Source organism: Pseudocitrobacter sp. 73 (genome assembly GCF_008369545.1).
In the GTDB taxonomy this organism is placed as follows: Bacteria; Pseudomonadota; Gammaproteobacteria; order Enterobacterales; family Enterobacteriaceae; genus Pseudocitrobacter; species Pseudocitrobacter vendiensis.
Map to the genome: position 1 here is coordinate 51,847 of NZ_VTZO01000019.1, position 25,013 is coordinate 76,859.

Below are 25,013 nucleotides of genomic sequence, written 5' to 3' on the forward strand. Positions count from 1 at the left end.
AAATGGATTCCTAAAATCACCCTTATTAGCGCTCTGTCGTGTCATTACGCTTTTTTTGCCACATTTCGATTTGGTATGGCAGTAGTCACAAGGTTATTAACGGTATTTGCAGGTAATTTCGCGGCGAAACTACATAACGTTGAGGGCCCTATGAAATTACTACGGACAGTCAAAATACTATTGATGTGCTGCCTTTCACTCCCCGCGATATCCCATGCAGGAACGGTGCTACGTCTTGCTTATGCAGAAAATAGTCAGCCCGTGAAAGACGCACTTCGCTATCTTGGTGACCAGATAGAAGAAAAAACGCACGGTGAAATCAAAGTGATGTATTTCCCCGACGGGCAGCTGGGAGGTGAACGCGAACTGGTTGAGCTGACACAGGTTGGCGTGGTGGACATCACCAAAGTGTCATCAGGACTGATGGAAAGCTTTTCCCCGATGTACGGCGTTTTCTCCCTTCCCTATCTTTTTGCAGACCGAGATGAATATTACAAAGTGATGGATAACCCGGAGGTCATGACATCAGTTTATCAATCGACTGAGGCGCAAGGGTTTATCGGCATCGGTTGGTACGATTCCGGCGCACGTAATTTTTATATGAGCAAAGCGCCCGTGCGCAGCATCGCAGACCTTAAAGGTAAAAAGATCCGCGTAATGCAAAGCGAAACGGCAATACGGACGTTAAAGCTGCTAGGCGCATCGCCAATCGCCATGAGCCAGGCGGAAGTCTATACCTCGCTTCAACAAGGCATTCTCGATGGTGCTGAAAATAACGAGTTTGCGTTGACCATTGCCAGACATGGCGAAGTCGCCAGGTTCTATACCTATGACATGCATACTCGCATTCCCGATATTTTGGTGATGAGCTCGCTGACACTAGAAAAACTGACGCCAGAGCAGCAGCAAATTGTTAAAGACGCAGTTAAGGCATCGATTGCATTTGAGAAATCAGCGTGGGATGCCGAAATCGAAAAGACAAGACAGCAGGCCATTAAAGACTTCAATGTTGAATTTTTTGATATTGATATCAAGCCGTTCCAGCAGGCAGTGCAACCTATTTATGCCAGTTTGAAAAACCGCCCTGAACTGGATGCACTCTATCAAAAAATACAAGCGGCTAAACACTGACACGTAAGGGAAAAAAATGGAATTAATAAGGAAGTGGCTTGACCGTGTACTGGAGGTGGTTTGCTGTCTGGTGCTGGCAATGATGGTCGCGGTCTCGTGCTGGCAGGTTATCAGTCGTTACATTGTTGGCCAGCCCAGTACCATTACCGAAGAACTTCTGCGCTTCTCACTGGTCTGGATTTCCATGCTGGGAATGGCTTATGTCGCGGGTAAACAACAACATATCAGCTTGACCATCCTCGTCGACAAAGTATCGCCACGGTTGCGTAGTATTTGGCTGATCATTCTACAGCTAACGTTCGTTGCATTCTCCGTTTGGATTTTAATTATCGGCGGTCTGAAAATTTCATCCATATCAATGCTACAGGTTTCGCCCGCATTAGGGATTCCGATGGGGCAAGTCTATTACGCACTACCGATTGCGGGAGTGCTCATCATCATTTACAGCGTAATGAACATTATCGATGCGCTAAAAGCCCTCTCCTCTCCTTACTCACAGCATGTGGAGAAATGACATGATTGATCCTATTTCAGCCTCACTGACTCTGATTGGCGTATTTGTTGTGCTCCTGGCAATGGGAGCGCCAATTGGTATTTGTATCGTAATCGCCTCTACCTGCACGATGATGCTGGCGCTGCCGTTCGATATTTCAATGTTTGCGACCGCGCAAAAAATGTTCTCCAGCCTCGATAGCTTTGCTCTTCTGGCTGTCCCCTTCTTTGTTTTATCTGGTGTGATAATGAACAGTGGGGGGATAGCTACCCGACTGGTCAATTTTGCCAAACTGTTTACCGGCCGCCTGCCCGGCGCACTGTCTTACACTAACATCGTCGGTAATATGATGTTCGGTGCTATTTCCGGCTCAGCAATTGCAGCATCAACATCGATTGGCGGCGTGCTGGTACCGATGAGTGCAAAAGAAGGATACAGCCGCAGCTTTGCTGCCGCCGTTAACATTGCTTCTGCTCCTACCGGCATGCTCATTCCCCCGACCACAGCCTTTATTCTGTATGCACTGGCCAGTGGCGGTACATCCATTGCAGCACTATTTGCAGGAGGAATGGTCGCTGGCGTACTGTGGGGTGTAGGCTGCATGCTCGTCACCTGGTTTGTGGCAAAGCGACATAATTATCGCGTCTTTTTTGCGCTGCAAAAAGGAATGGCGCTTAAGGTAACCCTCGAAGCAGTCCCGAGCCTGCTATTGATCGTGATTATCGTGGGTGGCATCGTAAAAGGTATATTTACGGCCATTGAGGCCTCTGCTATAGCAGTCGTCTATACCCTTTTCCTGACATTGATATGCTATAAGACACTGAAAATAAAAGATATGCCGTCTGTATTTATTCAGACGACCGTGATGACGGGTATCATTATGTTTCTTTTGGCCACGTCCTCCGCAATGTCATTCTCCATGTCGATAACCAATATTCCCACTGCGCTAAGCGAAATGATTCTGAGCATTTCTGACAGCAAGGCGCTCATTTTGCTGGTGATTACGGTATTTTTGTTAATTATCGGCGCATTTATGGACATTGGCCCTGCAATTCTGATATTCACCCCTATTTTACTGCCAATAATGGTTAAACTGGGTGTTGATCCCGTGCATTTTGGCATCATCATGATCTATAACCTGGCAATTGGTACAATCACTCCTCCTGTCGGCAGTGGGTTATACGTTGGCGCAAGTGTCGGCAAGGTTAAAGTAGAAGAAGTTTTAAAACCGTTGATGCCTTTTTATATGGCGATCATCAGTGTACTTTTACTGATTACCTATCTGCCTGAGTTAACGTTATTCCTGCCGCGTCTGCTCGGTGTTATGTAAAACATACCCCCTCTTTCTCGTATGAAAGAGGGGGATGTAAAAAAAATCGGTTATCCGTAAGGATAACCGACAAAAGAAAAGCAAAGGCAGAGGAATTAATGATTAAAACGTATAACCGATACCAACACGGAAACGTGTTTGGCGCTCATCACTCGTGCTTCTTACAGAAACGTTACCAACTTCAACAAACGGAGACCATTGGCCTATCAGGTAAGCCGTTCTGAAATTGAATTCGTAGTTATCCTTACCATTATCAAACTGATCATACTTATTAGCTTTCTTGTAAATCCCTTCCAGAGTCCAGTCAAAATTATTCCATTTATATCCAGCCCAGACATCCATACGATTTATTTTATCATCATCGCGATCATCAGAAGATCGACGTACATATTCAAAACGGTAACGCGCACCTACCCACCAGCTTTCATTTAATGTCCAGGTTGCTCGCAAATAGGGCTTGTATGTTGAGTAGCCATTACCCGCTTCGAGTACAAAACCCGGTTGCCATGCAACATCTCCAGTTTTGAACTGATAACTTACCGTATATTCATTACCCTGTACTTCCATATCATTGAATGGACGATCGGTATCGTCGCCACCTGATTTTGAAATAGCTTCAATGGCAAAACCGAAACCGTTACCAAATCGATGAGATATATAAGCACGGTCATAATTTGCTTTACTATCATCAAGAAACTCATGACGAACATCAACATAGACCGCATGGGCGCTGGTGGTAACCAGAGGCAACAAAAGAAGAAGCGCTTTTTTCATAAAATAATATCCATATTAATTAATATCAACATATGCCATAGGCACTGTCGCTAACGTTAATATCCATATAAAAATGATTCAATATCATTGTGATTTTTTAATTAAATTTGAGCGCAAATTCAAAAATACGCAATAAATTTATGAAAAATATATTCATAAAATAAAGAAAATAATAAAAATAGACTTTTAAATGAATGTATTACCCGGCAAAAAAGAATGTAACCAAATGAATAAAAAGGTTTTCTTACAATTATTCAGTTAGTGAGTTAATAAATATTAGCTATTACCAACACAAATATAATCTCGCTATTTAGCTATTAGCGATGCAATTAGCGATTATCCTGGCTGGAGTGCCATGTACTAATAATCTATGGCATTCTGACAAAGGCAAACATGCTTAAAATATGTTAGCGCAATTTGAATCCATAAAACTAACACAGGCATATTTTTAAAAGCGCCGACCTAACAGTCAGACGTTAAATAAAAAAGCCCCCGCAGCCTAACCCTGCGGGGGCTTTCGTACCTCACCTTACGGCAAGGCTATGGATACAAACTTATTTTTTAGCTGCGAAACGTGCAGCAGCTTCGTCCCAGTTCACCACGTTCCAGAACTCTTTGATGTAGTCCGGGCGGCGGTTCTGGAATTTCAGGTAGTAAGCGTGTTCCCAAACGTCCAGGCCCACAATCGGGAAGCCGGATGCGCCAGAGATAGCTTCACCCATCAGCGGGGAATCCTGGTTAGCGGTAGAAACAACAGCCAGTTTGTCGCCTTTCAGCACCAGCCATGCCCAACCGGAACCGAAACGGGTCGCAGCCGCTTTTTCGAATTCTTCTTTGAATTTGTCAACGGAACCGAAATCGCGCTCGATAGCTGCTTTCAGATCACCCTGCAGGGTGGTGCCTTTTTTCAGGCCTTTCCAGAACAGGCTGTGGTTAGCGTGGCCGCCGGCATTGTTACGCAGGAAGGTTCTTTTCTCAGCCGGGATCTGGTCCAGTTTGGTGATCAGTTCTTCAGCAGACAGGGAAGCGAACTCCGGCAGGCTTTCCAGCGCGGTATTCGCATTATTCACGTAGGTCTGGTGGTGTTTAGTGTGATGGATTTCCATCGTCTGCTTATCGAAGTGCGGTTCCAGGGCATCGTATGCATAAGGCAGTGATGGCAGGGTATAGCTCATAATCTTCTCCATTATTGTCGGGCGGCAAAGTGTTAACGCCGCGTAAGCAGTTGGTTCATTATAGTTAATTAAATGATATTGAAAATGATTATCAATGCCGTAGTTTTTATAAGGTTATAACTTTCTGTTATGTGCCTGATTTTACGAGGCTTACAAGCCAGAAATACGTTGCCTATCAATGTGAAAGGCACAACCGCCTGGCTTTTTACGCAGAATGTAAAAGTGTGAAGCCACTCACCACGACATTGCTCTGATGGTCATTATTTGATTCACGGTGGCAATTAATGGAAGGTTAATAAATCGCATACTTTTTAAGCTCAACGGGTTGGCAGGAAGCCTGAACCAACAACAACCCGTTGAGGAAACAATAATGAATAATGCGATTATGATGGGCATTTTCTGGCATTTGATAGGCGCAGCCAGTGCAGCCTGTTTCTATGCCCCTTTCAAGAAGGTCAAACACTGGTCCTGGGAGACGATGTGGTCCGTTGGTGGCACCGTGTCGTGGCTTATTCTCCCCTGGACAATCAGTTCCCTGCTGTTACCCAATTTCTGGGCCTACTACGGCTCATTTAGCGCCTCAACCCTGATGCCGGTCTTTCTCTTCGGCGCGATGTGGGGCATCGGCAATATCAACTATGGCCTGACGATGCGCTATCTCGGCATGTCGATGGGCATCGGGATTGCGATTGGCATTACGCTGATTGTCGGCACGCTAATGACGCCGATTCTGAACGGTAACTTTGATGTGCTGATCAACACCAAAGGCGGCCGCATGACGCTGCTGGGCGTGCTGGTTGCGCTGATCGGCGTGGGCATCGTCACCCGCGCGGGCCAGTTGAAAGAGCGCAACATGGGCATTAAAGCGGAAGACTTTAACCTCAAGAAAGGGCTGTTGCTGGCGGTGATGTGCGGCATCTTCTCAGCAGGAATGTCATTCGCGATGAGTGCTGCAAAACCGATGCACGAAGCGGCGGCTGCGCTGGGCGTTGACCCCCTCTACGTCGCACTGCCTAGCTATGTCGTTATCATGGGTGGCGGCGCGCTGATCAATCTCGGATTCTGCTTTATTCGTCTGGCAAAAGTGAAAACATTGTCAGTAAAAGCGGACTTCTCGCTGGCAAAACCGCTGATCATCACCAACGTATTGCTCTCCGCGTTGGGCGGCCTGATGTGGTATTTGCAGTTCTTCTTCTACGCCTGGGGCCATGCCAAAATTCCGGCGCAGTATGAATACATCAGTTGGATGCTGCACATGAGCTTCTACGTGCTGTGCGGTGGTCTGGTTGGTCTGGTGCTGAAAGAGTGGGCCAATGCCGGTCGCCGTCCGGTCGGCGTGCTGAGTGTCGGCTGCGTGGTGATTATCATCGCGGCGAATATTGTTGGGCTGGGTATGGCGAGTTAATCAGGCAACCACTCCGGTGCGATGACGCCACTGACCTGGCGTCATCCCCACCTCGCGATTAAACACCACCGAAAAGTAGTTACTGTCCTCAAAACCGCACTGCATCGCCACCTTTCCGATCATCAAATCGGTATGCTGCAACAAATACTGCGCGTGGCAGATGCGCAACTGACGCAGATAGTGATTCACCGTCATGCCTGTCTGTTGGCGAAACTGCTGACGCAGCGCACGTTCGCTACAACCTTCCTGCGAACAAAACAGATCGAGAGAAAATGGACGATTCAGGCTTCCGGCAAGCGCACTCAGCAATCGGTCGAGCAATGCTTCGCTTTGCGTCGCTTCCAGATTATCGGTAGCGTAGCGATAACGTTTGAAAGAGACCACCAGTTGGGCAAAAAGCAACTCGGCCATTTCATTCGCCAGCGGTTCATCTTTACGGCTTTCATGCTCCAGTTGGGTGATGATTTGCCGCGTCTGAGTCATTCCGTTGCTGCCAATGCGCCAGTGCGGCGTCCAGGCACTGCCGTTCAGTCCGGGCAGGTAGTTTTGCCAGTCCAGATTAAGCTTCAGCCGCTCGGGGCAGTAGATAATATTCTGTAAAACCAGATCGTTAACCGAGGCGTAGGAGTGTTTATCTTCCGCGCGGATGTAGAAGAGATCGCCCCGCGTGATGCGATAAGGGCGATCGTTGAGCATATGCAGGCCGTTTCCGCGCCAGACCAGCACCAGCTCGCAAAATTCATGGGTATGCTCCGCAAAGACGTTTTGCGGATAACGATCGGCGACCGCCACCGCTTGCCCGGGGCGAGCAAAGAATTCCTCTTTTCGCAGAACTAAGTGACCCGACACAGCCATACCTCACGACTTATAACGCACTATTGTCGCAGTTCTACGCTGAGAAAACGTTGATAGCCGCCGCGTTACTGCAAGGTGGCATCACGGCCCTGGCGAATATCGCGCGGTGACCAGTCGAATTCCCGGCGGAACAGGGTGGAAAAGTGGTTGCTGTCGCCAAAGCCACAGTGGTAGGCAATATCCGTTACGCTTTCGTCGCTGTGGCGCAGCAGATGGCGGGCCTTAATCAAACGCAGGCGATTGAGATAACGCTGCGGCGTCAGGCCCGTCGAGTGTTTAAGCTGGCGATGAAGCGTGCGCAGCGACAGCGAAAACTGCTCGGCCAGCGCTTCCCAGCAGACATCTTCCGCAAAATGCTCTTCCAGCCAGGCCATCAACTGGTTCAGGCGTGCGTCATTATCAACACTGCCAGCAACCTGGGTTCCACGACGCAGCAACACCAGCAGTTGCATAAAGAGAATTTCGCGATTGGCGAGTGTTGCTGCATCCATGTTGTCATCCACCTGCGCCATTTGCTCGAGGATAAAGCGCACCTGTTGCAGGGTGCTCTGGCTTACGCGCCAGTGGGAAGGATAATTACCCTCTTTCTCCTGCGGCAGCAGTTGATCGAGCCCGGAAAGAAACTGGAACGCTTCCGGCGAGCGGTAAAGGACATTGGTCAGACAAAGGTTATCGGTGTGCTCATAAAGATGGCGATCCGTATCGCGAACAAAACAGACCGTACCGCCGCAAATGGTATGCGGCTGACCATTGAAAACATGAATACCGGTCCCCTGCTCAACAATCACAATTTCATGAAAATCATGATGATGCTCAGGAAAAGCGGGCTGCGGAAGTCGCGGTTCAATCGCTACAGGTAATCGCCCTGAACGGAAAAAATCCACACTGTGCAATACGGTCATAACGCCCCCACTCAATGAGAAAAGTTATCAGGATAGTAATCGGGGGTGGCTAACCTCACCTTAAAGTTTCGACACCAAAGGGCGCAAACCTGGTCGTTTTTTCAAGAAAGGCCGGGAAAGATCGGGAATTGCGGAGAGCGTCACACCCGCGCAATACGGGGCGATTGGCGGAAATTGTGAGCTCTCTCACGTCTACCTTTGCTTTCTTGCCAGCCGTCCATTTTGCTGTCAGTGATGAGAAGGTCACGCTCGTACGCGCTTCTTAGACTGGGTCCAATGACATTAAGAAGGACTCCAGCCATGACTCTTCGCCATTGTGTGGCCGTCGATTTAGGGGCATCCAGCGGACGCGTGATGCTTGCCCGCTACGACACCGGGCAACACACACTCTCTCTGCACGAAATCCACCGTTTCGTGAACTGCCTGCAAAAACAGGATGGATTTGATACCTGGGATATCGACGGGCTTGAGGCGGAGATCCGCACCGGCCTGAACAAGGTGTGCGAACAGGGCATCCTGATCGACAGCATCGGTATCGACACCTGGGGCGTGGATTACGTTCTGCTTAATCGCGACGGTCAGCGCTTAGGCCTGCCGGTCTCCTACCGTGATAGCCGCACCGACGGTGTGATGGCGCGGGCGATTGAACAGCTCGGGAAAGCGCAAATCTATCGCCGCAGCGGTATTCAGTTCCTGCCGTTTAATACACTCTATCAGCTACGCGCGCTGGTTGAACAGCAGCCGGAAATCGCCGCCGAGGCGGCCCATGCCCTGCTGATCCCCGATTACTTCAGCTATCGCCTGACCGGCAAAATGAACTGGGAATATACCAACGCCACCACCACGCAGCTGGTCAATATTCAGACTGATAACTGGGATGAAGACCTGCTGAACTGGACCGGCGCATCACCGAAATGGTTCGGAACGCCAACGCATCCTGGCAACGTGATTGGTCACTGGATTTGCCCACTGGGCAACAAAATCCCGGTGGTGGCCGTCGCGAGCCATGACACGGCAAGCGCAGTCATTGCTTCGCCGCTGGCGAACAAAGACGCCGCTTATCTCTCATCCGGTACCTGGTCATTGATGGGCTTTGAAAGCACTACGCCATACACCAGCGAATATGCCCTGGCAGCAAATATCACCAATGAAGGCGGTGCAGAGGGGCGTTATCGGGTGCTGAAAAACATTATGGGATTGTGGCTGCTTCAGCGTGTGATTAAAGAGCAGAACATCACTGACCTGCCTGCATTGATTGCCGAAACGGAACAACTCAGCGCCTGCCGTTTCCTGATCAACCCCAATGAAGACCGTTTTATTAACCCGGACAACATGAGCGCTGAAATTCAGGCCGCCTGCCGCGAGACCTCGCAGCCGGTGCCGCAGCGCCCTGCCGAACTGGCGCGCTGTATTTTCGACAGCCTTGCCCTGCTTTACGCCGACATTCTGCACGAACTGGCACACCTGCGCGGAAAACCGTTCAGCCAGCTGCATGTTGTCGGTGGCGGTTGCCAGAACCACTTACTCAACCAGCTTTGTGCCGACGCCTGCGGCGTGACGGTGGTGGCGGGCCCGATTGAGGCCTCCACGCTCGGCAATATCGGTGTTCAGCTGATGACGCTGGAAGAACTGGGCACCGTTGATGATTTCCGTCAGGTGGTGACCGACAACTACGGCCTGACCACCTTCACCCCTCATCCTGAAAATGAAATTGCCCGCTACGTTGCGCAGTTTCAGCAAAAACGACTGACAAAGGAGCTTTGCGCATGACCACTCAACTTGAACAAGCCTGGGAACTGGCGAAACAGCGTTATTCCGCCATTGGCATCGACGTCGAAGAGACCCTGCGTCAGCTCGATCGCCTACCGGTATCCATGCACTGCTGGCAGGGCGATGACGTCGCCGGTTTTGAAAACCCGGAAGGCAACCTGACTGGCGGCATTCAGGCGACAGGGAATTACCCAGGAAAAGCGCGCAACGCGACTGAACTACGTGCCGATCTGGAACAGGCACTGAGCCTGATACCAGGTCCCAAGCGTCTGAATCTGCACGCTATTTACCTCGAATCTGAGACGCCGGTTTCCCGCGATCAGATTAAACCTGAGCACTTTAAAAACTGGGTGGAATGGGCGAAAGCGAATCAACTGGGTCTCGATTTCAACCCGTCCTGCTTCTCGCATCCACTGAGCGCCGACGGCTTCACGCTCTCTCATCCGGACGCAAAAATTCGTCAGTTCTGGATTGATCACTGCAAGGCCAGCCGCCGCATCTCCGCTTACTTCGGTGAGCAACTGGGCACGCCGTCAGTGATGAATATCTGGATCCCGGACGGCATGAAAGATATCACCGTCGACCGCCTGGCGCCGCGCCAGCGTCTGCTCAATGCACTGGATGAAGTCATTAGCGAAAAACTGAACCCGGCGCACCACATTGATGCGGTGGAGAGCAAGCTGTTCGGTATTGGCGCAGAAAGTTACACCGTGGGCTCTAACGAATTCTATATGGGCTACGCCGCCAGCCGCCAGACCGCGCTGTGCCTGGATGCGGGCCACTTCCACCCGACGGAAGTGATCTCCGACAAAATCTCCTCCGCCATGTTGTACGTTCCGCGTCTGCTGCTGCACGTCAGCCGCCCGGTGCGCTGGGACAGTGACCACGTGGTGCTGCTGGATGACGAAACTCAGGCCATCGCGAGCGAAATTGTGCGCAACGATCTGTTCGACCGCGTACACATTGGCCTCGACTTCTTCGATGCTTCCATCAACCGCATCGCGGCGTGGGTTATCGGTACCCGCAACATGAAGAAAGCCCTGCTGCGCGCCCTGCTCGAACCCGTCGATGAGCTGCGTAAGCTGGAAGCGGATGGCGATTACACCGCACGCCTGGCGCTGCTGGAAGAGCAGAAATCTCTGCCATGGCAGGCGGTGTGGGAAATGTATTGCCAGCGCCACGACACGCCTGCGGGCAGCCAGTGGCTGGAGAACGTACGCGCGTATGAAAAAGATATTTTGAGTAAACGCGGGTAAACAACCCTCACCCCAGCCCTCTCCCTGAGGGAGAGGGTGAAATCAAAACCAGACAATCCCCTCTCCCTGTGGGAGAGGGTTAGGGTGAGGGGTAACCCCCGCACCGCCCAAACAGGAACTCGAATACTATGCAATCCATCACTCAATCCTGGTTCGTCCAGGGAATGATCAAAGCCACCTCTGACGCCTGGCTGAAAGGCTGGGATGAACGTAACGGCGGTAACCTGACGCTACGTCTGGACGAAGCCGACATCGCTCCTTACGAGGCTGATTTCCACAAAGAACCACGCTATATCGCACTCAGCCAGCCGATGCCGCTGCTGGCGAACACCCCGTTCATCGTCACCGGCTCCGGGAAATTCTTCCGCAACGTTCAGCTCGATACCGCCGCAAACATCGGCGTCGTTAAAGTGGACAGCGACGGCGCGGGCTATCACATCCTGTGGGGATTAACCCATGAGGCGGTGCCGACGTCTGAATTACCAGCCCACTTCCTGTCGCACTGCGAACGCATCAAGGCAACCAACGGTAAAGATCGCGTGATCATGCACTGCCACGCCACCAACCTGATTGCCCTGACCTACGTGCTGGAAAATCGCACCGACGTGATCACCCGCCAGTTGTGGGAAGGCAGCACCGAATGTCTGGTGGTGTTCCCGGACGGCGTCGGCATTCTGCCGTGGATGGTGCCGGGCACGGACGAAATCGGCCAGGCGACCGCTGTGGAAATGCAGAAACACTCGCTGGTGCTGTGGCCGTTCCACGGGGTATTCGGCAGCGGGCCGACGCTGGACGAGGCGTTTGGTTTGATCGATACCGCCGAGAAATCCGCAGAAGTGCTGGTGAAAGTCTACTCCATGGGCGGCATGAAACAGACCATCACGCGTGAAGAGCTGATTGCGCTTGGCAAACGCTTTAGTGTTACCCCGCTCGCCAGCGCCCTCGCGCTCTAACCTATCCGCTCACGCCCGGCGACAACGGTTGCCGCCGGACATAGGGCTTTTAATTTAAGGAGAAATATCATGAGCTTTATGTTGGCGCTTCCCAAAATCAGCCTGCACGGTGCGGGCGCGATTGCCGATATGGTCAACCTTGTTGCGAACAAACAGTGGGGCAAAGCGCTGGTAGTCACCGACGGGCAACTGGTGAAGCTGGGTCTGCTGGATAGCCTGTTTACCGCACTCGATGCGCAGAATATGTCTTACCATCTTTTTGATGAGGTGTTTCCTAACCCCACCGAAGAACTGGTGCAAAAAGGCTTTGCGGCGTATCAGGACGCGAACTGCGATTTCATCATCGCCTTTGGCGGCGGCAGCCCGATCGACACCGCCAAAGCGATCAAAATTCTGACCGCCAACCCTGGCCCGTCTACCGCCTACTCCGGCGTGGGCAAAGTTAAAAATGCCGGCGTGCCGCTGGTTGCCATTAACACCACCGCAGGCACCGCCGCCGAGATGACCAGCAACGCAGTGATCATCGATACCGCGCGCCAGGTGAAAGAAGTCATTATCGATTCCAATATTATTCCGGATATCGCCGTAGATGACGCCAGCGTGATGCTGGACATTCCGGCGTCCGTCACCGCGGCCACCGGTATGGATGCGCTGACTCACGCGATTGAAGCTTACGTTTCCGTTGGCGCGCATCCGCTAACTGACGCCAACGCGCTGGAAGCCATTCGTCTGATCACCCAGTGGCTACCGAAAGCGGTCGATGATGGCCATAACCTGGAAGCCCGCGAGCAGATGGCGTTTGGTCAGTATCTGGCAGGAATGGCGTTCAACAGCGCCGGTCTTGGCCTGGTACACGCACTGGCGCACCAACCGGGCGCAACGCACAATCTGCCGCACGGCGTGTGCAATGCCATCCTGCTGCCGATCATCGAAAACTTTAACCGCCCGAACGCCGTCGCGCGTTTTGCACGCGTCGCGCAGGCAATGGGCGTCAATACACAGGGCATGAGCGATGAAGCAGCCAGTATGGAAGCCATCAACGCGATTCGTAAACTGAGCGCCCGCGTGGGTATTCCGGAAGGTTTCAGCAAGCTGGGCGTGACGAAAGCAGATATCGAAGGCTGGCTGGACAAAGCGTTGGCTGACCCTTGCGCGCCGTGCAACCCGCGTACCGCCAGCCGTGATGAAGTTCGCGAGCTGTATCTGGAGGCGTTATGATCCGCAAAGCCTTTGTGATGCAGGTGCATGCCGACGCGCATGAAGAGTATCAGCGTCGTCATAACCCTATCTGGCCGGAACTGGAAGCCACGCTAAAGTCCCACGGTGCGCACCATTACGCCATTTATCTCGATAAAGAGCGTAACCTGCTGTTCGCGACGGTAGAAATTGAATCAGAAGAGCGCTGGAACGCGGTGGCGAATACCGACGTTTGCCAGCGTTGGTGGAAGTACATGACCGAGGTTATGCCGGCTAATCCGGATAACAGCCCGATAAGCGTAGAATTGAAAAACGTTTTTTATCTTGATTAAGTGTTTCTCTCACATAAAAAAGCCTGCGATGCAGGCTTTTTTATTATGTCGGTTTGAATAAACCTTAGAAGTAATATTTGAAGCGAACGCGAGCACCGTAGCGGTCATCGTTATCCGTATGATTCTTCGCGTTATCGTTATCGCTGTTAATCATAGAGTAGTACGCGCCCAGGTAAATATTGAAGTTCTTCATATTCATTACATCCGGAATCAAATAAGAAGCATGGATGGTATGAATATCGTAAGTACCTTCGTTATAAATCCAGTCGTCGTCGTCGTGCTTAATCAGGCCAGCATAATCATCGATGGTGTTATGCGCGTAGATATAGCCGAGTTCGAAGTTTCTCCACAAGGCGTTTGCTGCTGCAGTAAAGTCTTTTTCGTTGTTGGCATCCAGATACGCGGTGTTCAGGTTAACCACAATTCCGTTTTCCGGATCGGTTTTCTGGCCGTTCCAGGTCATGGTTAAGCCGTAACCGGTACGGTCGGACTGATCAATAAATTTACCGTTGCTGTTGGTGTAACCGTACGCATTATTAATGACGTTCGATTCCATTGCCGCAGAAATAGAGAACTCATCCTGGGAGTATGCAATAACGGGACGCAGATAAATTACGTTTTTCTGCTGCTCCATATCACGACCGTGGAATTCGCCATCCTGATACAAGGAGGTACCATCTTCCAGCAGGCTGTTCACTTCGAAATACCAGTTATCAACTTGTTTACTTAACAAGAAGTTACCGCCCGCATCGGAACGACCACGACCTTCTTTCATCATATAGATATAGCCGCTACCGTCATCATAGAGGTCATTCGCGGTGTTACCCGAATGCTCTACGAAGGTATCCTGATTAAGCGGGAACATATCGTATGCTTCGAAGCGACCCACTTTGATTTTCCAGTCATTTTCCTGGCCAAAGTAGAACATCGCATCATCAAGGTTGACCGTACCGTTCAAATCACCCAGCGGCTGGACAGAGAAACCGGCATAGTAGCCGTTATTCATTTTACGAATGCCGTCAAAGCCCAGTGCTACACGACCATTGATATTCCACTGTTCGTTTGTAGGGTCACTGCTTAAGCTTGCATTGGTGGCGGCCAGCATACCGTGCTTACTTTCCGCATCCATATTGAATTCCACGTCGCCGTAGAATTTGATATCGCCATAGCCAGAAAGATTTAACGTCGGCATAGTGACATTTTTACGGGTTTCATCCGTAGATTGTTGCCCGTTCACCGCTGTATTACCTTGCGCGGCCTTAATTTCTTTAATTTCCGCGGCCTGTTCAACCTGAAGCTGCTGAACTTTACGCTCTGCCTGAGTCGCGCGGCTTTCCGCAGCTTCCAGACGATTTTCAAGCATTTCCAGACGCTGTTCTAACGTCATTGTTCTTGGTTTTGCAACACCGGTGTTTGCCACTAACAACAAACCAATGGCGATAGATAATGTTGTTTTCTTCATTATTCGCTTTCCTTGAGATAACTAATAATTAGCAAAACTCTGCGCGATCTTATTCATCTTTTTTATATAAACTTGATGAATATAGTTTTAGTAGAGCAGCCGGGCGCAAAATCACATTACAGCATCAATCCCATTGATTTGGTTTCTCACGCCTCAGAAGCTAATAAATATTAGCCAAATAGTTCCGCAAGTAAATGCAGACATTCTTCATATCGTGAGCAAGGTAACACTGGAAATAAAATTAAATAAATGAACAGACGTTAATATTTTTTGAAGGAATTTAATTTTATATTCAATTTATTATTTATATAAATAATATGAATTACAAAATATATGAAATAGATTAAATATATGATTGTGCGCACAGACGTGCGCACGACAGGCTAATTTTGCTCAGCAACCAGAATCGCCAGGGTATCAGGCTCCAGCGCTTTAAAAATATGCGCCTGATCGCCAGGATAGCAGATGTAATCCCCCTCACTTAACTCTTCCGGCGCATCGGTTAACCCAACCAGCGCGCGACCTTGCATCACAATAATGTGTTCTACCGAACCGACAGGATGGGGTTGTGAGATACGATCCGCGCCTGGCTGCGTTGTCAGCAGATAGATATCGCGACGCGCGCCGGGTGGACAAGTTGCCAACAGCGTCGCCTGATAATTCGCCTGCTCCGCCAGCACTTTCACCCCTTCGCCCCGACGAATCACCTGCGTCTTCTGCACTTGTGGTTCGAGCAGACGGCTGAAAGGGATATCCAGCGCGACGCAGAGCGACCACAGCGTTTCCAGGCTAGGATTACCATTTCCCGCTTCAAGCTGGGAGAGCGTCGATTTCGCAATACCGGCACGACGGGCGATTTCCGCCAAAGACAGCCCTGTCCTCATACGCTCGCGTACCAGACTTTTTGCGATCACGCTGATTGGCTGCGTCATAATGCCACTCCATTTTTCTATTGATTGGATGAATTTATCATCTTGAAAAGCCCTTCTGTTGCGTTCATTATAATGGAAATTCGTTCGATATAGCCAACGGTCATGTTCAAAAAACATTTTGGTTGCCTGAAAGGTGACACCTTAAAAGCGATTTTCCTGGTCTGTCTTGCGGTCGGGATCGTCGCAGTTTCCTACGGCTCGCTGGCAATGGCGTACGGTTTTCCGCTGTGGGTGCCGCTCATTCTTTCACTCACCGTACTGGCGGGCGCATCTGAATTTATGTTTATCGGTATCGTTGCCAGTGGCGGGAACCCACTCGCGGCAGCGGTAGCGGGACTGCTGGTTAACGCACGCCATTTCCCGTTTGGTATTACCGTCCGTGACCTGGTGGGCAAACGCATGCTGAGTTTTCTCGGCTGCCACATTATGAATGATGAGAGTGTCGTTTTTGGCCTATCACAACCGACCCCAGAACAACGTAAAGCGGCATTCTGGCTATGCGGGCTGGGTGTTGCTTTTGTTTGGCCTGCGGGAACGCTTCTGGGTGCGGGCGTCGGCAAACTTCTTCCCTCCCCGGAAACTATTGGCCTCGATGCCGTGTTCCCGGCCATTCTGCTGGCGTTAGTGCTTCCGGCACTGAAGAAAAGTAAAACGTCACTTATCCGCGCATCCAGCGGAGCGGCTATCTCACTGGCTTCCGTACCTTTCGCGCCGGTCGGTTTACCCGTCCTGCTTTCCATGCTCGGCTTACTGGCGAGGAGAAAATAATGGACGACACCACGCTGATTATTCTGGGAATCGCGCTGCTTTCTGCGGGTACCTATTTAATGCGCCTGGGCGGAGCAAAGCTGGGCGGGCGTTTACAGTTTTCTGAACGATCTCAGGCGCTGTTATCAGATGCCGCTACCACGTTGTTATTTGCCGTGGCGCTGGCAACCACCTTTTACGAAGGTGAACATTTTGCCGGTCTGGCACGTGTTCTGGGCGTGGGCTTCGCGGTATTTCTGGCGTGGAGAAAATGCCCGTTAATCGTGGTGATTTTCGCGGCGGCGATCGTGACGGGGTTGTTGCGGTTGGCGGGAATACATTAAGAAAAAGCGCCCCGAGGGCGCGTTACTGGATGTGCGTTTTTACCCAATCACTAAGAACCTGAACATCGGGTAACGTTTGCTGATCAACAATAAAAGTTGGTCCAATCTGCATTGGCTGCGCACGCTCCGCCAACGAGGCAAGTTCCGGGAGATAATCCTCACCAGGATGTCCGGGTTTACGATCTTGTAAGCGCTGCGCATAACGCGAAACAGCAAGTTCTGGCGATACCTGGTTCCAGATCTCCAGCACATTTTCCACCCCAGCCTGTTGCATCAGCTTTTGTAATACTTCACGTGACTGAAAGCCGAACCAGGCATCAACTAACCAGACAACACTGGCAGGCGACTGCCCAACGATAGACCAAATCACTTCGTAAGCCGCATAACCGAGCTGTCGGTTAAAAGCCCTATCGATATCGGTAAAGCGAGACATGAAAGGCTCTTTAACGCCATCGATAGTCAGAAAGGGTATGCCAAATATTTCTGAAAGCTGGCGGGTAACCGTGCTTTTTCCTGAAGCAGGGATTCCATTGACTAAAATAACCGTCTTTCCACTCACTAACAGATCTTGTTTCATAACAGTGCGATCACCTCTTCTTTTGAGTGTGCCGCACGTAACTTTGCCAGACGTTCGCTATTGTCGAGCAATGCAACGATTGCCTGTATCCCTTCTTCAATATGCGCATTGCTGTCCTGCGCGCCAAACATAATCACTATATCCGCGGCTTCACTATCAGCAAAAGAAATCGGTTTATCAAGCAAAACCAGGCTAAAACAGTTATGCCGGACACCACATTCAGGCCGAGCATGAGGAATCGCAATCCCCTCATCGAAAACATAATAGGCTCCGTGAGCCAGCGTGTTTTCAATCACTGCCTGACCATACTGCGTGGAGATATAACCTTTCTTCACCAACGGACTAGCAGCAAGGTGGATCACTTTCTGCCAGTCAGACTCCTGAACGCCAACCTGGATTGCATCAGCTTCTACAAGGGAATCTTTTATCGTCATCATTACTCCTTAGATATTACGCCGAATAATATTGCGTAATTCATCGATACGTATAAATAACGAATCAACTTCTTGTCGATACGTTTTGCTTTTCGCATATACCGACAATGCACGATTATAAATCAACATTAATGCTTTCTGTGTTTCACTATTACCAGGCTCGCCCTGAAGTTGACTCTCCAGCGATGCTATTTCTGCAGCCAGAATGGAGGATTGCTCATCATAATCTTGTGATAAGTGTTCCTCTTTTTTCCATAATGATTTCAATAATTGAAACATAGTCATCTCCCGCCCTGACGGATGACAGGGCAAACCTGATAATTAAGCGTAGTGAAGATTATTTAAATAAAGCGATCTTTTCCATTAATACTTTGGTAACAGCGTTATTTGCAGGAATTAAAAATTTCCGCACACTATCATTGACTTTCCCTTTCTCAAAAGTCGTTTTACATTGATCGACCCACTGTACATTCATTTCCGTGCCAACATTGACTTTATTGATTCCTTCCGTGACTGCCAGTCGTATATCTTCATCGCTCACACCCGTACCTCCATGGAGAACCAACGGTACCCCAGTTTTGGCGCTAATCTATTGCAAACGCGTATGCTGTATTTGCGCTTTACCAGTATATAAACCATGAACAGTCCCCACAGAAACGGCCAGCATGTCTACGTTCGTCTCGTCCACAAATCGCTTCGCATCTTCTACTGTTGTGAAGCAAATATCCTCTGCAGCAACGGCTTTACCATCCTCTGATCCGCCAATTGCGCCGAGTTCCCCTTCGACAGTTATCTTCCGTGGTCGCGCCATTTCAACAACAATACGTGTATTAGCAATATTCTCTTCCAGAGAAAGATGGGAGCCATCATACATAACGGATGAAAATCCGGCATCCATTGCGGTTTCAATAGCATTAATATTCGAACAGTGATCTAGATGTAAACACGTTTGAACATTTTCACTTTTTGCTAAAGAATATACTGAATCTACTAATAATCGATAACCAAGATATTCTGCGGTTCCGGTTGAGATCTGAATCATTAATGGGCTGTTGCTCTGTTGTGCCGCTTTGAAAAAAGCAGGTAGCATTTCAATACAGTGCAAATTAAATGAACCTATTGCTTTAAAGTTCCGCTCTTTAGCAATGCTAAGAATATCATTGAAATTATACAGACTCATGAACATTTTCCCCTTTCGGTGTTGTTGATTTACCGTTTACGAACCATGCCAGTGCGGCAACAAAAACAATAAACAAGGCAACAAATAACCAGTTATTCTGGAATGCGTGGCCTAATACCAGGCCTGAGCTAATAACATCCGAATCGCTAAACGTTACACCGGTAAAACCATAGCTTTCGAGCATCGGAACCAGAATCGCAGGTAGGAATGTGATAAATAAACCGTGGACTACACCACCAATTACTGCACCACGTCGCCCGCCCATTGCGTTGCCAAATACGCCAGCCGTACCGCCGGCAAAAAAGTTGGTTAATAGCCCAGGTAAAATCATCGCCAGACCAAACATTGGAAAGACCAACATACCGATAATCGAGCCGACTGTTGTCGCCAGAAATCCAACGATGACCGCGTTAGGTGCATAAGGAAACAGAACCGGGCAATCCAGTGCAGGCTTCGCGTCCGGGACGATACGCATTGCGATGCCGCGAAACGCTGGAACCAATTCATTCAGTAACAGCCGCACACCGCTATAAAGGACAAACACACCAGCCACAAACTGGATGGATTGCATAAACGCGTACATCAGGTAGTTAACACCGTTAGAAAACTTACCAATGTATTCCGGCCCTGCTGCCAACGCAGGAATCAGATACATAGGAACCATCACTACGGCCATCGCAAGGTAGGTATCCTGCAAAAACTTAAAGTTATCAGGTAACTCCAGATCTTCTGTAGATCGGGAGCCTTTACCCACAACTTTAGCCACCGCAGCCTGCACCAGATAGCCAATCGTGCAGAAATGCCCGAGTGCAACATCATCTGAGCCGGTAATACGCCTGACTACCGGTTGCGCCAGCGCTGGCATCAAAACGGCCATCGCGCCACCAAAAATGCCGCCCGTCAGGATCAGTGCCAGCCCCGTTAACCCTGCTTTATAGCCAATGACCGCACCAATGGTCGCCATCCACAGCAAAGCCTGCCCGGTAAGAAAGATGTATTTTAGAGGCGTAAGACGCGCAATAATGATATTTACAGCAAAAATAACCATCAGCGTCAGCGCTACCTCTGAACCCAATTCCCGGTTGGCAAGGCCCGCAATAGCAGCTACATCCGTGATGTAGCCCTTCATACCAAAACCTTGGGTAAAAATATCATTCAGGAATGTCAGTGTAGCAACAATGATATTAATACCGGCCATCATAATTAAAAAACCAAGTAAGGTTTTAAATGTTCCTTCAGCCGTTTTCCCTGGTGATTTTTTTTGTAATATCAGCCCCAACATCGCAATAAATGCGATCAATATTGAAGCCTGCCCGAGCAAATCTTTTACGATAAATTCTATGAAGCTATTCATGATCTGCTACCTTCAAATTACGCTCCTTTAAGAATAAGATAATCTTATCTTCAATTTCATCTTTATCTGTGAGCTTATTCAAGACGATAACTCTTTTTATTTCTTCAGCACTGGCATCTGCTGTTAATATATCTGCAAATGTCTTTTGCGTGAGAATAATATCTGATTTAAATGCTCCTGCTTCAGATACCGTAGTATGTTCAATTTGCGCAGGAATCTCTAGTTTTTTCAAAACAGCCTTTGCCGTCATTTCGATGGCAAAACTCGAACCAAGGCCGCAGCCACATACGCAAAGAATTTTCAGCATGTAAGGTCTCCTCAAATAATATTGAGTTGTTTGGCTAATTTATAACGATGTCCTTCTGTATCTACCAGTCGTTTTTTCATACTTACTAAATCTATCGGAATAGGTTTGTTGCTAGAATTAATAATAATGGCTTTATTTTTCATCCCAGTTTGAATGCATCGAACGACTTCGCTTGCCATGATAGTTCCCTGATAGATCTCCTCACACGTCGGGTCACCATTTCGCAAACCGTAACCAACGATAGTTTTGCGAATTCGAACACCGATCAGCGGTTCAAGCTGTTTAATCATCGTATCTATTGCTCCCTGAAATCCCGGAGAGTATTCCCTGGTATAACCTTCGGAACAGAGAATAATTACACTATTTTGATGACTTAATCTCAGTTTTACACGCTCAGCTAACGTTTCAAGTGGCATCTGGGATTCCGGAATGAGAGCAATATCAGCATTGCTTTTGATAGCAGACTGTAACGTTAACTCGCCGCAGTAACCGCCTAAAAGTTCTACCATAAAAACACGCCCAGGCAATGCTCTTCCTGTATTTCTTAACCGCGAAACCTCCTTAATAATTTGCTCACAAGCGGTTGAAAAACCAATGGTGTAGTCACTCCCATATACATCATTATCAATTGTCATTCCTACACCAAAACAATTGATATCAAACTCACTTAATATATTGAGAAACTGTAGACTTCCATCCCCACCAGCCATAATCAATACATCAATACGCAGTGATTTTATTTTTCTGGCGATCGCCTCATATTCACTACGCAGTAATCTTCTGGTCGTCCTCCCGGATGTGATCAACGGAATAGACGCAACGGAGAAATCAACTAAGTCTCGCCATGCCACATCATGGTGATTTTTCTCCAGCAGCCCAGGAATACCCCCATTAAAAAGAGTAATTTCTGCGTTTGCCAGCTTCGCAATCTGGTATATGAAATTATTGATACCAGATACATCTCCACCACTAATGACAATACCGATTTTCATCGTGTTTCCTCCAGACTTTCTGTGAAAACATTTTTCCCTGACTTCAAGGTGCATATTTGCAACGAAGATCACAATATGCTTATATTTTTGTCGATACCTAATATTGACATGGATGTTTTTTAAACATTTTTTGTGATAAGCATCTCACAAAAAAAGATGAGCACAATGAAGTTTAATTATTTATTCTTTTGTTTTTCAGTTGGTTACTGAATAAATTGAAGGGGTTTGTTTGAACGATATTTTATTAGGCTGATCGAGTTTTATGAGAGTAAAAATTTGTGATACTGACCGCATTTTATTATGGAAAGGAAGTGGAAGGGTATTTAACTTCGGTGCACGTTAACTGTGGGACTGTCGCAGCACGCACAAAACGCATACGGCATCTGCACAAATTGTCATTTGTCCCCGTGTTGTAATGCGCGCTCAACATAAACAAAAAAAAGCGCCCCGAGGGCGCTCTTTCGACAATAACGTTGGCTTATTTATTCAGTTCTGCGGTCATGTGCACGCGGTTACCGGTAAAGGCCTGAGTAATTTTGTAAGACGATGCGCCAGCTTGTTCTGCTTTGGCGGCGATTTTCGCTTCAGCGCTGTCCAGCGTAGAGGCGGTTGCAGAAACAGTCTGTGCAGCGAAAGAACCAAAAGAAGCAGACAGAGCGATAACAGCGACAAAAGTTTTGATGCTTTTCATGATATAAACCCTTTCACTTAGTTGTTTGAGTAAGGCACCGTGCCTTGATGTGATAAATGATAGGTCGATTCATCACCGACTGAAAGCGGAAGGATTTGCCAGAGTAATTCAATTTATTTGAAGCACTCTGGCACACCAGACATCAGAACTCACGTTCAAGATGGTAACTGTTGTAGGTGTCGATTAAATCGTTATAGGCATCCACAACCGCGGCATGCGTGCCTTCAACCAGTCGACTATTTCCATTGTTGATCATATAGGTATCATGCTCATCATAAGCCACTTTATCTCTAACGCGACGAAGACGTTTTTTCACGGCCGCCTGGAATTTTTCCAGTTCGGAAATGTAGCCCGGGAAACTGCGGTGCTTGTCGATATCTGCATTCACTTTTTCACTCAGTTGCTTGATGTGGTCACCAAAATCAGCAAGTTGTTTCGATACAGAAGCCACATCAAAATCGTCACGGTATACACCATCATTAATCGTCTCTGCCTCCAGAATCGTTAATAACGTATAATATTTAATCGATTTACCCTCTTTTTGTTCCGTAGCTTTTATGTCATTAACAGAACGTTCCCGACTCATAATATTAATATTTTCTATATAATTTTTAGCAATCGGACCGAAGGCATCGTATTGGCTTATAAACTTTTTATGGAATGCTTTCGCGCCTGCAAAACTATCATCTTTATAATCCTGCTGGTCGTAGTACTTATTCATGTCGTTGATCGTGGTTGCCAGTGCTGGCGCAGCATCACTGAAGGCCAAAGCAGCGGAATCCAGAGGTTCAAAATTCGGCTTAAGTTGAGCAACTCTTTTAATATCGTTACGGCAATCCGAAATAAACGCGGGATAGACTGGCCCCATAAGAGAGAGGTTAGGCTCCTGCCCGGTTGGCCCGGCACGGAAATCAGCTAGCTTATCGGCATAACCATGAACGTTCCGATTAATCGCAGTCTGTAGAGTGTTATAACACTCAATATATACGTTAAGTTTTTGGTTCAATACTGTATTACTATCGAACTCTGGTGCCGATGATGCAGGAGATTCCGTTTTTTCTGCGGCTTGTTCTGTGGACTGGGTAGCAGGCTTATCCTCTTTGTTGTCATCACAGGCAACCAGACTGGTGGAAATCAACGCAGCAATAATAACCGATGATAATAAATTCCTTTTCATTAAAAAACCTTATAAATAAAGAGTAAAAATAAATTATAAGGTTATTTAAAAGGGAAAGGAATTTATTGAAAAATATCAATCATAATAAATACTGAATTCAATATTCATTATAACTAATATATTTATCACCAATAATTACTCGCCAGCAATTAATCGCTGCGGATGCGTGTAAATCGTCGCTCTGCCAGGTTTGCAAAAACCCACCAGCGTCAGGTTGCAGCGTTCGGCCACTTCCACGGCAAGCGTCGTCGCAGCAGAAACCGCAAACAGGATCTCGACGCCGCACATGGCAGATTTCTGCACCATCTCATAGCTGGCGCGGCTGGAAACCAGCGCAGCGCCGTGTTGCCAAAGGTCACCCTCTTTCGCGCGATGACCCAGCAGTTTATCGAGCGCTACGTGACGGCCCACATCTTCATGCCCACCCACCAGTTCGCCCGAGGGCATGACCCACGCCGCCGCGTGCGTACAGCCGGTTTCGCGGCCTACGGGCTGCACATCATTTAAATGTCTGAGCGCATGATCGAGATGTGAAAGGTCAAACGTTTGGGTAAAAGGCAACGGCTTGATGGGTTTGCCGATGTCGTTGAGCTGCTCAACGCCGCAGACACCGCAGCCAGTACGCCCGGCCAGCGCACGACGGCGCTCTTTAAGGCCCATAAAACGGCGGCTGGAGAGATCGATCTGCACTTCCAGGCCGTTGCAGGCCTGTGTGACTTCGATACCAAAAATTTCCCGTGGGTGCTCAATGATGCCTTCTGAAAGCGAAAAACCAATAGCAAAAGCTTCCAGATCTTTCGGCGTCGCCATCATTACGACGTGAGAGATGCCGTTGTAGACCAACGCAACGGGAATTTCTTCAGCAAGAATATCCTGAGTAGGTTGCATAATCTGTGGCCTTCTGAAGACAGAACGCTCGACGGCACCGATAAGTTGCGACGATGGTTTGACTTCATCTTTAAAATTAAACACGGCAAATACTCTGAACAACGACGGAAAAGGAGAGGTGTCTATTCCATCACATCCGGAGGGAATCAGGGCTTATTATGGATCAAGTTTCTGGTGCAATAACACTCAATCTTCAGTTTCGCTCATCCTTTCGGATCAAAAAACCGATGAAAAGATAATTACCACCAATGGGTTAACCACGTTAAACGCATGGTATTTTTTGCGCGTAATTCGCTTTAAATGCGATCATTATCACAATTCAATGTTAATGCGCGCAAATTCTGTTCACCCGCCG

The 25,013-nt window shown here is 48.6% G+C and carries 26 protein-coding genes and 1 pseudogene; 11 read left to right on the top strand and 16 right to left on the bottom strand.

Going from position 1 to position 25,013, the window contains the following annotated elements; genetic code table 11:
- Positions 1 to 150 precede the first annotated feature (150 nt).
- The 3 genes from F0Q32_RS18500 to F0Q32_RS18510 are packed head-to-tail and all read left to right on the top strand — an operon-like array spanning position 151 to position 2,954.
- A complete protein-coding gene (locus tag F0Q32_RS18500) occupies positions 151 to 1,131 on the top strand; it encodes a TRAP transporter substrate-binding protein (protein WP_149464229.1) in 981 nt (326 codons plus the stop codon).
- Positions 1,132 to 1,147: 16 nt separating this feature from the next.
- Entirely contained in the window at positions 1,148 to 1,645 is a 498-nt protein-coding gene (locus F0Q32_RS18505; protein ID WP_149464230.1) for a TRAP transporter small permease, read from the top strand.
- Position 1,646: 1 nt separating this feature from the next.
- Positions 1,647 to 2,954 (top strand): TRAP transporter large permease, encoded by a 1,308-nt coding sequence (locus tag F0Q32_RS18510; protein ID WP_149464231.1) that lies wholly within the window; start codon positions 1,647 to 1,649, stop codon positions 2,952 to 2,954.
- Positions 2,955 to 3,056: 102 nt separating this feature from the next.
- Here F0Q32_RS18510 and F0Q32_RS18515 read toward each other — a convergent pair whose 3' ends face one another.
- Both F0Q32_RS18515 and sodA read right to left on the bottom strand, forming a co-directional pair.
- Positions 3,057 to 3,728 carry an oligogalacturonate-specific porin KdgM family protein gene (locus tag F0Q32_RS18515; protein WP_149464232.1) on the bottom strand — a complete coding sequence of 224 codons (672 nt, stop codon included), beginning with the start codon at positions 3,726 to 3,728 and terminating at the stop codon, positions 3,057 to 3,059.
- Between the two features lie 554 nt (positions 3,729 to 4,282).
- Entirely contained in the window at positions 4,283 to 4,903 is a 621-nt protein-coding gene (gene sodA, locus F0Q32_RS18520) for a superoxide dismutase [Mn] (RefSeq protein ID WP_015966516.1), read from the bottom strand.
- 370 nt (positions 4,904 to 5,273) lie between these two features.
- On the opposite strand from sodA, the gene rhaT reads away from it, so the two are divergent.
- Positions 5,274 to 6,308, top strand: coding sequence for an L-rhamnose/proton symporter RhaT (gene rhaT / locus F0Q32_RS18525; protein ID WP_149464233.1), 1,035 nt, complete (start codon positions 5,274 to 5,276; stop codon positions 6,306 to 6,308).
- Here the strand turns inward: rhaT and rhaR are convergent, their stop codons facing one another.
- Together rhaR and rhaS are read right to left on the bottom strand one after the other, a co-directional pair.
- Positions 6,309 to 7,157, bottom strand: coding sequence for an HTH-type transcriptional activator RhaR (rhaR, locus tag F0Q32_RS18530; RefSeq protein WP_149464234.1), 849 nt, complete (start codon positions 7,155 to 7,157; stop codon positions 6,309 to 6,311).
- A 71-nt stretch (positions 7,158 to 7,228) separates the two neighbouring features.
- On the bottom strand, positions 7,229 to 8,065 hold the full coding sequence (gene rhaS / locus F0Q32_RS18535; protein WP_149464235.1) for an HTH-type transcriptional activator RhaS: 837 nt from the start codon (positions 8,063 to 8,065) through the stop codon (positions 7,229 to 7,231).
- A 300-nt stretch (positions 8,066 to 8,365) separates the two neighbouring features.
- Between rhaS and rhaB the strand changes: the two genes are divergently transcribed.
- The 5 genes from rhaB to rhaM all read left to right on the top strand — a co-directional run bounded on the left by rhaB (position 8,366) and on the right by rhaM (position 13,573).
- Positions 8,366 to 9,835 (top strand): rhamnulokinase, encoded by a 1,470-nt coding sequence (gene rhaB, locus F0Q32_RS18545; RefSeq protein ID WP_149464236.1) that lies wholly within the window; start codon positions 8,366 to 8,368, stop codon positions 9,833 to 9,835.
- Entirely contained in the window at positions 9,832 to 11,091 is a 1,260-nt protein-coding gene (rhaA, locus tag F0Q32_RS18550; RefSeq protein ID WP_149464237.1) for an L-rhamnose isomerase, read from the top strand. Before rhaB ends, rhaA begins: the two co-directional genes overlap by 4 nt.
- Positions 11,092 to 11,219: 128 nt before the next feature.
- Positions 11,220 to 12,044 carry a rhamnulose-1-phosphate aldolase gene (rhaD, locus tag F0Q32_RS18555; RefSeq protein ID WP_149464238.1) on the top strand — a complete coding sequence of 275 codons (825 nt, stop codon included), beginning with the start codon at positions 11,220 to 11,222 and terminating at the stop codon, positions 12,042 to 12,044.
- A gap of 69 nt (positions 12,045 to 12,113) precedes the next feature.
- Positions 12,114 to 13,262, top strand: a complete 1,149-nt coding sequence (gene fucO, locus F0Q32_RS18560) for a lactaldehyde reductase (RefSeq protein WP_149464239.1) — start codon at positions 12,114 to 12,116, stop codon at positions 13,260 to 13,262.
- Positions 13,259 to 13,573: an L-rhamnose mutarotase gene (gene rhaM / locus F0Q32_RS18565; RefSeq protein ID WP_149464240.1), complete on the top strand. Its 315-nt coding sequence runs from the start codon at positions 13,259 to 13,261 to the stop codon at positions 13,571 to 13,573. Before fucO ends, rhaM begins: the two co-directional genes overlap by 4 nt.
- Before the next feature lie 64 nt (positions 13,574 to 13,637).
- On the opposite strand, the gene F0Q32_RS18570 is transcribed toward rhaM, so the two are convergent.
- Both F0Q32_RS18570 and F0Q32_RS18575 read right to left on the bottom strand, forming a co-directional pair.
- On the bottom strand, positions 13,638 to 15,035 hold the full coding sequence (locus F0Q32_RS18570) for a carbohydrate porin (RefSeq protein ID WP_149464241.1): 1,398 nt from the start codon (positions 15,033 to 15,035) through the stop codon (positions 13,638 to 13,640).
- Between the two features lie 383 nt (positions 15,036 to 15,418).
- The gene (locus tag F0Q32_RS18575; protein ID WP_149464242.1) at positions 15,419 to 15,967 is read right to left on the bottom strand and encodes a helix-turn-helix domain-containing protein; all 549 of its coding nucleotides are present in this window, start codon (positions 15,965 to 15,967) and stop codon (positions 15,419 to 15,421) included.
- 102 nt (positions 15,968 to 16,069) lie between these two features.
- On the opposite strand from F0Q32_RS18575, the gene F0Q32_RS18580 reads away from it, so the two are divergent.
- Positions 16,070 to 16,735, top strand: coding sequence for an AzlC family ABC transporter permease (locus F0Q32_RS18580; protein WP_149464243.1), 666 nt, complete (start codon positions 16,070 to 16,072; stop codon positions 16,733 to 16,735).
- Entirely contained in the window at positions 16,735 to 17,058 is a 324-nt protein-coding gene (locus tag F0Q32_RS18585) for an AzlD domain-containing protein (protein WP_149464244.1), read from the top strand. The genes F0Q32_RS18580 and F0Q32_RS18585 overlap by 1 nt, the downstream gene beginning before the upstream one ends.
- A gap of 22 nt (positions 17,059 to 17,080) precedes the next feature.
- On the opposite strand, the gene F0Q32_RS18590 is transcribed toward F0Q32_RS18585, so the two are convergent.
- The 10 genes and pseudogenes from F0Q32_RS18590 to fdhD form a co-directional block, all read right to left on the bottom strand.
- Entirely contained in the window at positions 17,081 to 17,635 is a 555-nt protein-coding gene (locus tag F0Q32_RS18590) for an AAA family ATPase (protein WP_149464245.1), read from the bottom strand.
- Positions 17,632 to 18,069 carry a PTS sugar transporter subunit IIA gene (locus F0Q32_RS18595; RefSeq protein WP_149464280.1) on the bottom strand — a complete coding sequence of 146 codons (438 nt, stop codon included), beginning with the start codon at positions 18,067 to 18,069 and terminating at the stop codon, positions 17,632 to 17,634. Before F0Q32_RS18595 ends, F0Q32_RS18590 begins: the two co-directional genes overlap by 4 nt.
- A 9-nt stretch (positions 18,070 to 18,078) precedes the next feature.
- Entirely contained in the window at positions 18,079 to 18,348 is a 270-nt protein-coding gene (locus tag F0Q32_RS18600) for a hypothetical protein (protein WP_149464246.1), read from the bottom strand.
- 58 nt (positions 18,349 to 18,406) lie between these two features.
- Positions 18,407 to 19,249: pseudogene (locus tag F0Q32_RS18605) on the bottom strand (ketose-bisphosphate aldolase).
- Complete coding sequence (locus tag F0Q32_RS18610; protein ID WP_149464247.1) at positions 19,236 to 20,603, bottom strand: PTS sugar transporter subunit IIC; 1,368 nt, start codon at positions 20,601 to 20,603, stop codon at positions 19,236 to 19,238. The pseudogene F0Q32_RS18605 and the gene F0Q32_RS18610 overlap by 14 nt, the downstream one beginning before the upstream one ends.
- Entirely contained in the window at positions 20,596 to 20,910 is a 315-nt protein-coding gene (locus F0Q32_RS18615) for a PTS sugar transporter subunit IIB (protein ID WP_149464248.1), read from the bottom strand. Before F0Q32_RS18615 ends, F0Q32_RS18610 begins: the two co-directional genes overlap by 8 nt.
- Before the next feature lie 11 nt (positions 20,911 to 20,921).
- Positions 20,922 to 21,902, bottom strand: a complete 981-nt coding sequence (locus F0Q32_RS18620) for a 6-phosphofructokinase (RefSeq protein WP_149464249.1) — start codon at positions 21,900 to 21,902, stop codon at positions 20,922 to 20,924.
- A gap of 478 nt (positions 21,903 to 22,380) precedes the next feature.
- Positions 22,381 to 22,593, bottom strand: coding sequence for a YdgH/BhsA/McbA-like domain containing protein (locus tag F0Q32_RS18625; RefSeq protein ID WP_015966529.1), 213 nt, complete (start codon positions 22,591 to 22,593; stop codon positions 22,381 to 22,383).
- A gap of 142 nt (positions 22,594 to 22,735) precedes the next feature.
- Positions 22,736 to 23,770 (bottom strand): YiiG family protein, encoded by a 1,035-nt coding sequence (locus tag F0Q32_RS18630; protein ID WP_149464250.1) that lies wholly within the window; start codon positions 23,768 to 23,770, stop codon positions 22,736 to 22,738.
- Between the two features lie 135 nt (positions 23,771 to 23,905).
- Complete coding sequence (gene fdhD, locus F0Q32_RS18635; RefSeq protein ID WP_370516891.1) at positions 23,906 to 24,700, bottom strand: formate dehydrogenase accessory sulfurtransferase FdhD; 795 nt, start codon at positions 24,698 to 24,700, stop codon at positions 23,906 to 23,908.
- Positions 24,701 to 25,013: the final 313 nt, after the last annotated feature.